Annotated in this window: 10 protein-coding genes; 5 read left to right on the top strand and 5 right to left on the bottom strand. The window is 73.4% G+C overall.

Annotated elements, in window-relative coordinates; translation table 11 throughout:
* The first annotated feature begins 208 nt into the window (after nt 1–208).
* The gene (gene dnaB, locus FXF50_RS17570; RefSeq protein WP_148429133.1) at nt 209–3,028 is read left to right on the top strand and encodes a replicative DNA helicase; all 2,820 of its coding nucleotides are present in this window, start codon (nt 209–211) and stop codon (nt 3,026–3,028) included.
* Nucleotides 3,025–3,963, top strand: a complete 939-nt coding sequence (locus FXF50_RS17565; RefSeq protein WP_148429131.1) for a helix-turn-helix domain-containing protein — start codon at nt 3,025–3,027, stop codon at nt 3,961–3,963. Before dnaB ends, FXF50_RS17565 begins: the two co-directional genes overlap by 4 nt.
* A 17-nt stretch (nt 3,964–3,980) precedes the next feature.
* Here the strand turns inward: FXF50_RS17565 and FXF50_RS17560 are convergent, their stop codons facing one another.
* The 5 genes from FXF50_RS17560 to FXF50_RS17540 form a co-directional block, all read right to left on the bottom strand.
* Complete coding sequence (locus FXF50_RS17560; protein ID WP_148429129.1) at nt 3,981–4,664, bottom strand: maleylpyruvate isomerase N-terminal domain-containing protein; 684 nt, start codon at nt 4,662–4,664, stop codon at nt 3,981–3,983.
* Between the two features lie 82 nt (nt 4,665–4,746).
* Nucleotides 4,747–5,130: a zf-TFIIB domain-containing protein gene (locus tag FXF50_RS17555; protein WP_148429127.1), complete on the bottom strand. Its 384-nt coding sequence runs from the start codon at nt 5,128–5,130 to the stop codon at nt 4,747–4,749.
* A gap of 23 nt (nt 5,131–5,153) precedes the next feature.
* Entirely contained in the window at nt 5,154–5,786 is a 633-nt protein-coding gene (locus FXF50_RS17550; RefSeq protein WP_148429125.1) for a phosphoribosyltransferase, read from the bottom strand.
* Between the two features lie 55 nt (nt 5,787–5,841).
* Entirely contained in the window at nt 5,842–7,137 is a 1,296-nt protein-coding gene (locus FXF50_RS17545) for a glycosyltransferase 87 family protein (RefSeq protein ID WP_148429123.1), read from the bottom strand.
* Between the two features lie 44 nt (nt 7,138–7,181).
* Complete coding sequence (locus FXF50_RS17540) at nt 7,182–9,698, bottom strand: bifunctional diguanylate cyclase/phosphodiesterase (RefSeq protein WP_187399709.1); 2,517 nt, start codon at nt 9,696–9,698, stop codon at nt 7,182–7,184.
* 707 nt (nt 9,699–10,405) lie between these two features.
* On the opposite strand from FXF50_RS17540, the gene moaC reads away from it, so the two are divergent.
* From moaC to FXF50_RS17525, 3 genes are read left to right on the top strand one after another with little or no spacing between them, the layout of a single operon-like run.
* On the top strand, nt 10,406–10,897 hold the full coding sequence (gene moaC, locus FXF50_RS17535; RefSeq protein WP_148429121.1) for a cyclic pyranopterin monophosphate synthase MoaC: 492 nt from the start codon (nt 10,406–10,408) through the stop codon (nt 10,895–10,897).
* Nucleotides 10,894–11,364, top strand: a complete 471-nt coding sequence (locus tag FXF50_RS17530; RefSeq protein ID WP_148429119.1) for a molybdenum cofactor biosynthesis protein B — start codon at nt 10,894–10,896, stop codon at nt 11,362–11,364. Before moaC ends, FXF50_RS17530 begins: the two co-directional genes overlap by 4 nt.
* Nucleotides 11,365–11,401: 37 nt before the next feature.
* Nucleotides 11,402–12,661: a molybdopterin molybdotransferase MoeA gene (locus FXF50_RS17525; RefSeq protein ID WP_148429117.1), complete on the top strand. Its 1,260-nt coding sequence runs from the start codon at nt 11,402–11,404 to the stop codon at nt 12,659–12,661.
* The last annotated feature ends 17 nt before the right edge of the window (nt 12,662–12,678 follow it).

Genomic DNA, 12,678 nt, shown 5'->3' with positions numbered 1-12,678 from the left:
TGCACACCCTGCGCACATGCCTGTCCACCGGTGTCCACAGGTTGTCCCGAGGCTCATCCACCGGTGCTGTTGAGGGGCTGAGCTCGGGTTCCGTATCGTTGGCCCCCGACCGTCCGGGCGATGGCCCCCGACCGACCGGAGGGTCGTCGGAAGTTGTCACACCCCGGCGGTAGAGCTGGAACCGATCCGACGCAGCAAGGGGGGACCCGTGTCGGTCACCGACGAGACGCGCTCGGAGCGGGCCGGGGGGCAACAGCCCGCGCCCGCGCAGCGGGACGGCCAGTTCGAGAAGACCCCGCCCCAGGACGTGGCCGCCGAGCAGTGCGTCCTCGGCGGCATGCTGCTCTCCAAGGACGCCATCGCGGACGTCGTCGAGATCCTCAAATCGAACGACTTCTACCGCCCGGTGCACGCCACCATCTTCGACGCGATCCTCGACATCTACGGCCGGGGCGAGCCCGCCGACCCCATCACCGTGGCCGCCGCGCTCGCCGACTCCGGCGACCTGGCCCGGATCGGTGGCGCGCCCTACCTGCACACGCTGATCGCCAGCGTCCCCACCGCGGCCAACGCGGCGTACTACGCCCGCATCGTCGGTGAGCGGGCGGTGCTGCGCCGGCTGGTCGAGGCCGGCACCCGGATCGTCCAGCTGGGCTACGGCACCGGCCAGGGCGGCAGCCGCGACGTCGACGACATCGTCGACCTCGCCCAGCAGGCCGTCTACGAGGTCACCGAGAAGCGGGTCAGCGAGGATTTCGCCGTCCTCGCCGACATGCTCCAGCCGACGCTCGACGAGATCGAAGCGGTGGGCGCCCAGGGCGGGGTGATGACCGGTGTGCCCACCGGGTTCAGCGACCTCGACCGCCTGCTCAACGGCCTGCACCCGGGTCAGCTCATCATCGTGGCCGGCCGGCCTGGCCTGGGCAAGGCGCTCGCGCTGGACACCCCGCTGCCCACCCCGGACGGCTGGACCACCATGGGCCAGGTGCGCGTCGGCGACGAGTTGCTCGCGGCGGACGGCACCCCGACCACCATCACCAACGTCTTCGACGTCATGCACGACCGCCCCTGCTACGAGGTCGAGTTCTCCGACGGCTCGGTGATCGTGGCGGATGCGGAACATCTCTGGAAGACGACCACCCGGGCCAGCCGCCGGCAGCCCGCGGCGCGGGCCCGCCGCTACTGGTCCGAGACCTCGCTGGCGAGGGTGCGGGCCGTCGAGGCGGCGGCCGGCATCGAGCCGCACCGCCTGGTCACTCTCGCGCAGACCCTCGACCAGGTCGGTCCCGAGTTCCGCAACGTCCTGCACACGGTGGCCCAGCAGGTCGGTACGAACGGCCGGGTGAGCCGTCCGGTGACCCGGGCCGGCAAGGTACGCAACTGGACCGCGCCCGGCTACCCCGCCGGACCGCTCCTCACCGGTCTTCGGGAGCGGGCCGAGCGGCAGGTCAACCCGGATGCCAGGACCAGTCACGACGGGGTGGTGACCACCGCGCAGATCGCGGCCACGCTGCGGACGGACACGGCGGACCGCCGGCTGAACCACGCGGTGGAGAACTGCGCGCCGCTCCAGCTACCGGAGCGGGAGCTGGTGGTTCCCCCGTACACCCTCGGGGTGTGGCTCGGCGACGGGAGCACCGGCACCAGTCGCTTCACCACTGCGGACGCCGAAATGGTCGATCTGGTCGCGCAGGACGGCTTCGTGGTGCGCCCCAGCGGGCCGATGGTCTTCACGATCGTGCTGCCCGCCGCCCCGGCGACCGCGGACCGGACCTGCGTCGACTGCGGCATCTCCACCCGAGCGCTGCGGGAGAACCCGGCCACCCGTCGGTGCACCGGCTGCCACGACCGGAACGGTTCCTTCCTGGCCCTGCTCCGCCGAGCCGGGGTGGCGCATGAGAAGCACATCCCGCAGGACTACCTCCGGGCGTCGGTGGCCCAGCGCCGGGCGCTGCTCGCCGGGCTGATGGACACCGACGGCACCGTGGCTCCGGCCGGAAACCTCCAGTACACGTCCACCTCCCGGCGGCTCATCGAGGGCGTCCGGGAGCTCGTGGTCAGCCTCGGCTACCGGTGCACGGTCAACGAGAAGCCGGTACGCGGGCGGACCCGGGCCTCGTCGACGGCCTACACCCTGAACTTCTCCACGCCCGACCCGGTCTTCCGGCTGGAGCGGAAGCGCACCGCGCACGCGGCACGGCGCCGGACGGCCTCGGACGTCCGCACCACCTCGCGCTACATCGTGGACGTCCGGCCGGTGCCGAGCGTCCCGGTGCGCTGCGTGACCGTGGACAACCCGGACCATCTCTACCTGGCCGGCCGTTCCATGATCCCCACGCACAACAGCACGGCGAGCATGGACTTCGCCCGTAATGCCGCTATCCGCTTCAACCAGGCGTCGGCGATCTTCTCGCTGGAAATGAGCAAGGTCGAGATCGTCATGCGCCTCCTCTCGGCCGAGGCGCGCGTACCGCTGCACGTGCTGCGCAGCGGCCAACTCTCCGACGACGACTGGACCAAGCTGGCCCGCTGCATGGGCGAGATCAGCGAGGCGCCGCTCTTCGTCGACGACACGCCGAGCATGAACCTCATGGAAATCCGGGCCAAGGCCCGGCGGCTCAAGCAGAAGCACGACCTCAAGCTGATCGTGGTCGACTACCTCCAGCTGATGACCTCGCCGAAGCGCACCGAGAGCCGGCAGCAGGAGGTCGCGGACCTGTCCCGTGGCCTGAAGCTGCTGGCCAAGGAGGTCGAGTGCCCGGTGATCGCGGTGAGCCAGCTGAACCGTGGCCCGGAGCAGCGCACCGACAAGCGCCCGCAGCTGTCCGACCTGCGTGAATCGGGCTCGATCGAGCAGGACGCCGACGTCGTCCTGTTGCTGCACCGCGACGACTACTACGACAAGGAGTCGCCGCGGGCGGGCGAGGCGGACTTCATAATCGCCAAGCACAGGAATGGCCCGACCGACACGGTCACCGTGGCGGCTCAACTCCACCTGTCGCGCTTCGTGGACATGGCCATCGTATGACCAGGGTTGGTCGCCGGCTGACTCCCGCCGAACGGGAGGAGATCCTTGCCCGGGCGACCAGTGGCGACAGCATCACCGCCATCGGCCTGCGCTACGGGGTGACGAGGCAGGCGATCCGGGGCCTCCTCCGTCGCAACGGAGTGCCGCCCCGTCGCGCGGGCACATTGACGGACGCCCAGAGATCCGAGGTTGTCCGCAGGTTTCTCGGTGGAGCGTCGCTCAGCCAGATCGCTGCGGACTTCGGCGTGACGGCCCCGTCCGTTCGTGGTCTCGTCCTTCGCCGAGGCATCCAGATCCGGTCGGTGTCAGAGGGTCTGCGGCACGACGCCTTCGACAGCTTCGAGCCGGACACCTGTTACTGGATCGGGTTCCTGTTCGCCGACGGATGTGTCAGCTACCGCCCGGGTCACATTCCCCAGATCTCCGTCGGCCTGGCCGAGCGGGACCGGGACCATCTGGTGGCGCTCCGGAACTACCTGGGCTGTGACAACAGCATCTCGCGCACGAGCCCCACTCACGGGTCGTGCCAGTTCTCGGTGCGCTCACACCGGCTGGCGGACCGGCTCGTCGAGCTGGGTCGGTACAAGCAAGCGATCGACGAACGGCTGGTGGTCTCACGCGACTTCTGGCGCGGCGTCGTTGACGGTGACGGATCGCTCGGCATCTACCGGCGCCCTGCCCCGAGCACTCGGTCCTTTGCCCAGTTCAGAGTGGTGGGCCGGCGCCACGTGATGGATGCGTTCGTAGCCTTCCTCGAAAACGAAGGAATAACTGGCCTGTCGGTGCGGCCGCACCGGAGCATCTTCACGGTGGGGACCACGTGTGGGCCGGCCGAGCGGATTGCCGCGCTGCTCTACGTGGATGCCGCGACAGCTCTTGCCCGTAAGGCCGAGACCGCCGCGCGGATGATTGCGCGGCAGCGCGAGGGCGCGTGAATCGCTAACGTCCGCCGTCAGCCGAGCAGGGGGAACCAGCCGGCGGCCTCGCCCAGTTCCAGCCGGTCGCGGTCGGTGAGTGGCACCCGGCCGGTGGCCTTGAGCAGGTAGTCCCGGTCGTCCCAGCCGGTCGGCCGGACCGCGTCGTCGCTGAGCAGTCCGTCCACGGTGGCCACCGCCACCCGAGTGGGCGCCGCGGCGGGGAGCGGAGCGTCGGGCAGGTCCACGACCAGGTCCAGGTGGTGGATGACCGCCTCGGTGGTCAGGGTGGCCAGGAGATCGGGTACGCGCAGGACGTGCCCCTGCGTGGTCACGTACCCGTCGGGGTCCGCGGCGGCGGCGGCCCGGGCGGCGGCGGGCGCGGTGTCGGACCAGATCCGCACCACGCCGCTGGGCCGGTCGAACGCGGCGGCCGAGCGGCGGGCCCACCAGGCGTGCTTGACGCTCGCGTCGTCGTCGCCGCCCGGGGAGAACGCGCGCCAGTAGCTGACGTCGTCGACGTCGGCCGGGCCGGGTGCGGGGCTGGCGAGCGCGACAAGTGCCCGTTGGGCGTCGCAGAGCACGTGGAAGAGCAGGTCGGCGACGAGCCAGCCCCGGCAGCGGGTGGGTCGTTGCAGGCCGGCGTCGTCGAGTGGGGTCACGACGGCGGTGATGCCGTCGTACGCCTGCGCCAGCGCCTCGTGCTGCCGGATCGCGGTCATGTCGTGCAGCCTGCCACGGCGTGGCGGGGTCGGCACGACGGCGACGCCGGGCCGGTGGGTCGCCGGCCCGGCGTGGCGGCGGTCAGTCGAACAGTTCGCCGAGGAAGCCGTGGTGCTTCTTCTTCCGCCGGTAGTGGCCGTGGTAGCCGTAGTGCTGCTGGCCGTAGGCCGGCTGCGGGTAGCCGTGGCCGGGCGGCGGCGGAGGGGGCGGGGGGACGGCGCCGTAGCCGGGCTGGTGCGGGGCCGCGGCGGGCGGGGGCGGCGGGGGCGGGGTGTAGCCGGCGCCGGCCGGGGCGGCCTGCCGCGCGCCGTGCTGCTGGTTCCAGTTCGCCTCGGCCTCGAACAGCTTCTCGAGCTCGCCGCGGTCGAGGAAGATGCCGCGGCATTCGCCGCACTGGTCGATGATCACTCCGCTGCGCTCGTACTGGCGCATCTCTCCGTGGCATTTGGGACAGGTGAGCTGCATGACACCGAAGGTACCCGGTGAAATCACGCGGTGGCGGTGAGCGCTTGCGTCACCTCGTCGTCGGAGACCTCGTGGAAGTCGTCGTAGTACGCCCCGACGGCGGCGAAGTCGGGTGGGATCTGGGGGCAGACCACCTGGTCGGCTTCGTGGGCGAGCATCTCGTACGCCTGGTCGGAGCCGACCGGGACGGCCACCACCACGCGGGCGGCGCCCAGGTGGCGGGCGACCTGCACGGCGGCGCGGGCGGTGGCGCCGGTGGCCAGTCCGTCGTCGACGATGACGGCGGTGCGTCCGGTCAGGTCGAGCTGCGGGCGGCCGCCCCGGTAGAGCCGTTCGCGGCGGTCGAGCTCGGTCTGTTCGTTCCGGCTTACCTCGGCCCGCTCGTCCTCGCCGATCCGGCCGGCGACCATCTCGTTGAGCACCTGCACGCCGCCGGGGCCGAGCGCCCCGTACGCCACCTCGGGGGCCCAGGGCACGCCGAGCTTGCGGACCACGAGCACGTCCAGTGGCGCGCCGAGTCGTTCGGCGATCACCCGGGCGACGGGTACGCCGCCGCGGACCAGCCCGAGGACGATGACGTCGGGTCGGCCGGCGAGGTCGCCGAGTTGATCGGCGAGCATCCGTCCCGCCTCGGCCCGGTCGCGGTAGGTGGTCATGCCTCAGGTCTACGCCCTCCGGCGGGGCCGTGCCGGCCAGTTGCGCGAAAGCCGGTCAGGCTGCGACGTCGGGGCGGCGTTCGGCGAGCGCCAGGGCGGGGGCGGTGACCAGCAGGGCGAGGGGGTAGAGCAGGTAGCCGAAGCGGGTCGAGGGCATCAGCAGGATCGCGGCGAGTAGCCCGTACCCGCAGATCAGCGCGGTGGCGGCGGCGGTGCGCGGCGGGCGGCGCAGCAGCCGGACGGCGATCGCCACGGCGACGGCGACGAGCAGCGCGGCGGCGATCAGGCGGCCGGCGGGCAGCGCGGTCGCGATGAGGTGGCCGGGGAACGGGGACTGCGCGGGGCTGGTCACCAGCCCGTGCCCGAGCGGGAAGCGCAGGACGTTCTCCACCAGGGCGTCGCGGTCGACCAGCAGCACGGGGAGCAGCGCGAGGACCGGCAGGCCGAGGGCGCCCAGGGCGGTGCGCAGGCCCGCCCGGCGGGTGACGGCCCAGCAGACCAGCACGACGGCCACGGGCCAGGCGAAGAGCTTCAGCGCGCCGGCTGCGCCGACCGCGAGGCCCGCGCGGCCGGGCCGGCCGGCGGCGGCGAGGGCCAGGGCGAGCAGGCAGAGCGCGAGTACGGGCAGGTCGTCGCCGCCGGTGGCCAGGGTGAGCGCGCAGATCGGCAGGACGGTGGCGGCCTGCACGGCGCGCAGGACGGCGGCGTCCCGCCGGGGCGCGGCGGGGCCGGCGGTGGTCCGCAGGGCGAGTACGGCGGCGGCCAGCGCCAGTGCGGTGACCAGGGCGAACCAGACCCGCGCGTCGGTCCACCAGGCGTCCGCGGCGGCCCGGGGCAGCCCGAACAGCGCCATCCCGGGCTGGTAGGGGGTGTAGCCGAGCAGTTGCTCGCCGGGGGGCAGGGCGGCGATCGCGTCGTGCCCGAGGTAGGGGGTGCCGTGCTCGGCGAGCCGCGTGCCGGCGTGTTCGACCACGACCACCTCCTCCTGCGCCCGGTCGGTGCGTCCACCGGCCCGTTGGATGCTCTGCGCGACGACCGGCAGGAGGGCGGTGGTGGCCCAGGCGAAGCCGGTGACGGCCCAGCGGGCGGGCAGGCTGGCGAGGGGGGTGCCGGGGCGCCGGTGTCGGGCCAGGAGTTGGGCGGCGGCGGCGAGGGCCGCCAGCGCGTACCCGATGGTGGCGAGCGTGCCCCAGGCGCGGTGCGGCAGCAGCGTGGAGGTGGCGGCGGTGACCGCGGCGAACACCGCGGAGACGGCGTAGAGACCCAGGTCGAGGGGGAGGCCGCCGCCGGCGGTGTCGACCGCCTGCCAGCGGCGGGTGGCGGGGGTGGTCCGGTCGGCGTCGGCGGTCACGCCGGCCAGTTTGGCAGACCCGCGGATCTTGGTGGGTCGCGTGGTCAGGGAGCGGGGGTGGCGGTGCGGTTGCGGCCGCCGCCGGTGCGGCGGCCGGGCAGGCGGATCACCGCGCCCGCGTCGTGTAGCGGCGGCGCGAGGGCTCCCGGGCGGCCGCCCGCGCCGCGCTGGAGGGCGGCGAGCAGCGTGCCGGACGGCAGCGGCCGGGCGAACAGGTGGCCCTGCCCGGCGGCGCAGCCCAGCTCCCAGAGGGCCCGCCGCTGCGGCTCGCTCTCCACGCCTTCGGCCACCACGGTCAGGTCGAGGCTGCGGCCCAGGTCGAGGGTGGAGCGGATCACCGCGGCGGCCTCGGCCGTGCTCTCCATCGCGGTGACGAAGCTCCGGTCGATCTTCAGTTCGTGCACCGGGATCCGGGAGAGCAGCGAGAGGGAGGAGTAGCCGGTGCCGAAGTCGTCCAGGGCCAGCCGTACGCCGGAGTCGCGCAGCCGGCTGAGCACCCGGTCGACCACGTCGAGCTGGCTGAGCGTCAGGGTCTCGGTCAGCTCCAGCACGAGCCGGTCCGGCGGCAGGTCGTGCGCCCGCAGCCGGGCCAGCACCGCCCCGGGGAAGCGGGCGTCGAGGAGGCTGCGCGGCGACACGTTCACCGAGACGGGCAGGTCGAAGCCGGCGTCCCGCCAGGAGCCGGCGGCGATCAGGGCCTGGTCGAGGATCGCCTCCGCGAAGGCGGGCAGCAGTCCCGAGCGCTCGACCGCTTCCAGGAACCGCAGCGGGTCGATCATGCCGTGCGTCGGGTGGTGCCAGCGGGCCAGCGCCTCCGCGCCGATCACCTCGCCGCTGCCCAGGTCGACGATCGGCTGGAAGTTGACGGTGAACTCATGGTCGGCGACCGCCCGGGGCAGTTCGCCGCCGAGGGTGAGCCGGCCCAGGTCGGCGGTGTCGCGGGTGGGGGCGTACGTGGCGATGCGCTGGCCGGCCCGCTTGGCCTGGTACATGGCCACGTCGGCGCGGCGCAGCAGCTCGGGCATCCCGCCGCTGGCCGGGGCGACCGCGATGCCGCCGCTGGCCTCCACGCTGATCCGCATGCCGTCCAGGTCGAGCGGCTCGTGCAGCGCGGCCAGCAGCGCCTCGGCGCGGTGCGCGGCGATCGCCGGGGCGGGCAGGCCGCGCAGCAGGACGGCGAACTCGTCGCCGCCGAGCCGGGCCACCAGGTCGTCGGGGCGGGCCGCGCCGCGCAGCCGGTCGGCGACCTGCGTCAGCACCCGGTCGCCGGCGCCGTGCCCGAGGGTGTCGTTGACCTCCTTGAAGTGGTTGAGGTCGATCAGCACCAGGGCGGTGACGCCGTCGGCGTGCCGGTTGGTGAGCTGCTCGGTGCCCTCGTCGAGCAGGTGCCGCCGGTTGGAGAGCCCGGTGAGGGCGTCGTGGGTGGCGGCGTATGCGTGCTCGTCGGCGATCCGGGCCAGCTCGGCGTACGCCTGCGCGTTGCGGACCGCCGTGCACAGCGCCGAGGCGAAGGTGCGCAGGGTGTACTGCTCCCGCTCGGACAGCTCGACCGGCCCGGCGAACCGCAGCCGCAGCACGCCGAGGTCCACCGCCCGGTCGTGTCCCTCCAGCGCGACCGGCATGACCCTGCCGTCCACCGTGCTGGGCTCGGGAGTCGCCCCGTCGTACGCGATGCCGCCGGCGTTGCCGCGGACCGTGCGTCGCCGGTCGCGCAGTTCGATCTCCACCTCGTCCGCCGAGAAGAGTTCGGCGGCCTCGGTGACGGCGGTGGTCAGCACCTGGTCGAGGTCGACCACGTTGAGCGCGTCGGTGGCCCGGGCGAGTCGCTGCCAGGCGTGCTGCTCGGTGCGGGTGCGGATCCGGGTCGAGTAGGCCAGGTGCAGGCTGAGCACCAGCGGCGGCACGGCGAGCAGCAGCCGGGGGTCGACCGACAGGATCGCCAGGGTGCAGGCGGTCACCACGAACCGGACAGCGAAGCCTGCGATCCGCAGGTCGAGGTTGGTGCGGAACTGACGACGCACCTGGGTGCCGGAGGCGAGAGCGATGACCGGGATCGCCAGCAGGTCGTCGATGAGTGCGACGACCAGGTAGGCGATGCCGAGGGGCGCCAGCATCACCAGTGGGTGCTGCCCGGGCCATGTCCAGTCCAGCAGGGCGAGAACGGTGCCGGCGCCGGCGGCGACCAGGACGTTCTTCCCCACGCCGAACGCGATCTTGATCGGCGACAACCGCAGGGACGCGAGCGCGATGCCGACGGCGGTGCAGAGCACGACCCAGTGCACCGACATGATCGCGGCGCCGATGACGATCGCGGTTTCGTTCCAGCTGATCGACTGGGTCGTGGACCGGATCCGGATCCGTGCCTTGACGAGGGTGCCGACCGCGATCATGAAGGTCAACATGGTGAGAGTGGCGACGTCGTAGGCGGACCTCGGGGGCTCCCTGAGGAGCGCGCCGGGGAGGGACGTCACCACGACGACGGCTGCCACCACGACGACGAGACCGACCAGCAGCCGCAGCCGCCTGTCGGTCTCGATCTCACGTCGCTGGGAAAGAGTCACACCGCTCCCAGTACTGCGCCGGCTGTGGCAAGAGACTACCTCGGACGCCGGTGGTCCTGGATCCGCTTTCAGTTCCAGTCGGTACCGCGCATGTTGCCCGCCTCCTTCGACCCCCGGCGCCTCAACAATTTGGGCGCCCCTTCAGACGAAAAGCAGCTTAGGTCAGGAAGGTGGCGTTTAGAAGGCATATATGTAACTATATGCAATATCAGCGAATGTGATGGCTTATCACGACTATGCGTTCACAGAATGTGTGCGGAGCGCGTCGGCTCCTCTCCTTTCCGTGTCCGATCAACTGCGGAACGCGTTCCCGGTCTGGAGTGCCCTGTCGTGCTGCTCACCAGTCTCGCCGTTCGTCGGGCGGTTGCTCATCCGCGCTTCAGTCCGACTCCTTCCCGAAGCAGTGGAAGTGGTGCGACCGCAGCTTCCCGGCCATCGCCTTACGTGCCGATGGCGCTGCGTTCCGTGGGCGAAAGGCCGTGCATATCGACCACCGAGGAATCCCGAACACCTAATCGAAACAGGAACGGCGAGGTAGGGCAAAGAACGCGCACCGTGATCGCCCGTTTCCCCTTGTCGAGTGGAGGAATTGACAGCGCCGGACAGGTCTCCCGCAGGCGGCGAGGGACGGACGTCCCGAAGCTCCGCGGGCGCGACGCGCCTCCGCCGGGGCGCTGCCGCGGTCGTCCGACGGATAGGCTCGCGCCGTGACCGAACCCGCGCAGCTCACCCACGTCGACCCGGCCGGCGCGGCCCGGATGGTCGACGTCTCCGCCAAGCCGGTGTCCGGCCGGCTCGCGGTGGCCGCCGGCCGGCTCCGCACCACCGCCGAGGTGGTCGAGCTGCTGCGTCGCGACGGCCTGCCCAAGGGGGACGCGCTGGCGGTCGGCCGGCTGGCCGGGATCATGGGGGCCAAGCGGACACCCGACCTGATCCCGCTCTGCCACCCGATCGCCCTGCACGGCGTCACCGTCGACCTGCGTCTCACCGACGACACGGTCGAGATCACCGCCACGGCGCGGACCGCCGACCGGACGGGGGTGGAGATGGAGGCGCTCACCGCGGTGGCCGTCGCCGGGCTCGCCCTGGTCGACATGGTCAAGGCGGTCGACCCGGCTGCCTCGGTGGACGCCGTCCGGGTGCTGCGCAAGCAGGGCGGCAAGACCGGCGAGTGGGTCCGGCCGGAGGACCGGCCGTGATCCGGGGCCGGGTGATCGTGGCCTCGAACCGGGCCGCCGCCGGGGTCTACGCGGACACCAGCGGCCCGCTGCTCGTCGCCGGCCTGCGGGAGCTGGGCTGCGAGGTCGACGAGCCGGTGGTGGTGCCCGACGGCGACCCGGTCGGTGCGGCGCTGCGCGCGGCCCGCGACGAGGGCGTCGACGTGGTGCTGACCAGCGGCGGCACGGGCGTCACCCCGACCGACCGCACCCCCGAGGTGACCCGCGCCGTGCTCGACTACGAGATCCCCGGCATCGCCGAGGCGATCCGGGCGTACAGCCGCGACGCGGTGCCGACGGCCGCGCTGTCCCGCGGGCTGGCCGGGGTGGCCGGCCGGATGCTGGTGGTGAACCTGCCGGGCTCGCGCGGCGGGGCGAAGGACGGGCTGGCGGTGCTCGGGCCGATCCTGCGGCACACCGTCGACCAGCTCCGCGGCGGCGACCACTGACCACGCGCGGCCACTGGGCCGGCGATAGGCTCGGTCGATGAGCACGGAAACCGCCGCCGCCGCGGCCGAGGTCGTCGCGCCGTCGCCGGCCGGCTGGGAGGAGGCCCGCTCCCGGGTGTACGCGGTGGGTCTCGCCGCCGCCCTCCCGGCGGTCAGCCGGCCGCTCGCCGACGCCGACGGGCACACCCTGGCCGAGCCGCTGACCCCGCGGACCGACCTGCCGGCCTTCCCCACCTCCAGCGTGGACGGCTGGGCGGTGCGCGGGGACGGCCCGTGGCAGGTGGTCGGCCGGGTGCTCGCCGGGCACACGCCGCCCCCGCTGGAGGCCGACGGCAGCACGGTGGAGATCGCCACCGGCGCGATGGTCCCCGAGGGCGCGACGGCGATCCTGCGGATCGAGGAGTCGACCCGGACGGCCGACGGCCGGGTGGCCGGCACGCCCCGTCCGGCGCCGGAGTGGCGGGAGCCGGGCGAGGAGGCGTACGCCGGGGAGGAGCTGTTGCCCGCCGGCACGCCGGTGGATCCGGCGGTGCTCGGCCTGGCCGCCTCCTGCGGGCACGACACCCTGCGGGTCCGCCGCCGGCCCCGGGCCGCGCTGCTGGTCTTCGGGGACGAGCTGCTGACCTCGGGCCCGCCGGGGGCCGGCCGGGTCCGCGACGCGCTCGGCCCGTCGGTGCCCGCCTGGCTGCGCCGGTACGGCTGCCAGGTGCGCCCCGCCGACGTGGTGGGCCCGGTGGCCGACACGCTGCCCGCCCACGTGGCCGCGCTGCGCGCCGCGCTGGCCGACGCCGACCTGGTCTGCACCACCGGCGGCACCATGCACGGCCCGGTCGACCACCTGCACCCGACGCTGGAGGCGCTCGGCGCCGACTACGTGGTGAACACCGTGGCGGCCCGGCCGGGCTTCCCGATGCTGCTGGCCCGGCTGGTCGACGACGACGGCGGGGTGCGCTTCGTGGCCGGGCTGCCGGGCAACCCGCAGTCCGCGGTCGTCGCGCTGGTCTCGCTGGTCGCGCCGCTGCTCGCCGGCCTGCAGGGTCGGCCGATGCCGGTGCTGCCGCAGGTCACGCTTGCCGAGCCGGTCCCGGGGCGGGGCGATTACACCCACCTCGCGCTGGTGCGTTGGGACCGGGTTGCGGGCGCCGCGCACCCGGTCCGGCACGTCGGCTCGGCGATGCTGCGCGGCCTGGCCGGCGCGGACGGCTTCGCGGTCATCCGGCCGGGCACGAGCGGCGCGGCCGGCGACCGGGTGCCGGTGGTGCCGCTGCCGCTGACCCCCGGGGAGCGGTCGTGGTGAGCGCGAGGAGTGAGCCG

It is taken from the genome of Micromonospora sp. AP08, from assembly GCF_008085935.1.
GTDB classification, from domain to species: domain Bacteria; phylum Actinomycetota; class Actinomycetes; order Mycobacteriales; family Micromonosporaceae; genus Micromonospora; species Micromonospora chersina.
Note: the sequence above shows the minus strand (reverse complement) of the source record. Positions and strands in the feature narration are given on the sequence as shown.

Coding starts and splice junctions, on each gene's coding strand:
- FXF50_RS17565 (WP_148429131.1), top strand. CDS start 3,025: ATGACCAGGGTTGGTCGCCGGCTGACTCCCGCCGAACGGGAGGAGATC.
- FXF50_RS17560 (WP_148429129.1), bottom strand. CDS start 4,664: ATGACCGCGATCCGGCAGCACGAGGCGCTGGCGCAGGCGTACGACGGC.
- FXF50_RS17555 (WP_148429127.1), bottom strand. CDS start 5,130: ATGCAGCTCACCTGTCCCAAATGCCACGGAGAGATGCGCCAGTACGAG.
- FXF50_RS17550 (WP_148429125.1), bottom strand. CDS start 5,786: ATGACCACCTACCGCGACCGGGCCGAGGCGGGACGGATGCTCGCCGAT.
- FXF50_RS17525 (WP_148429117.1), top strand. CDS start 11,402: ATGAGCACGGAAACCGCCGCCGCCGCGGCCGAGGTCGTCGCGCCGTCG.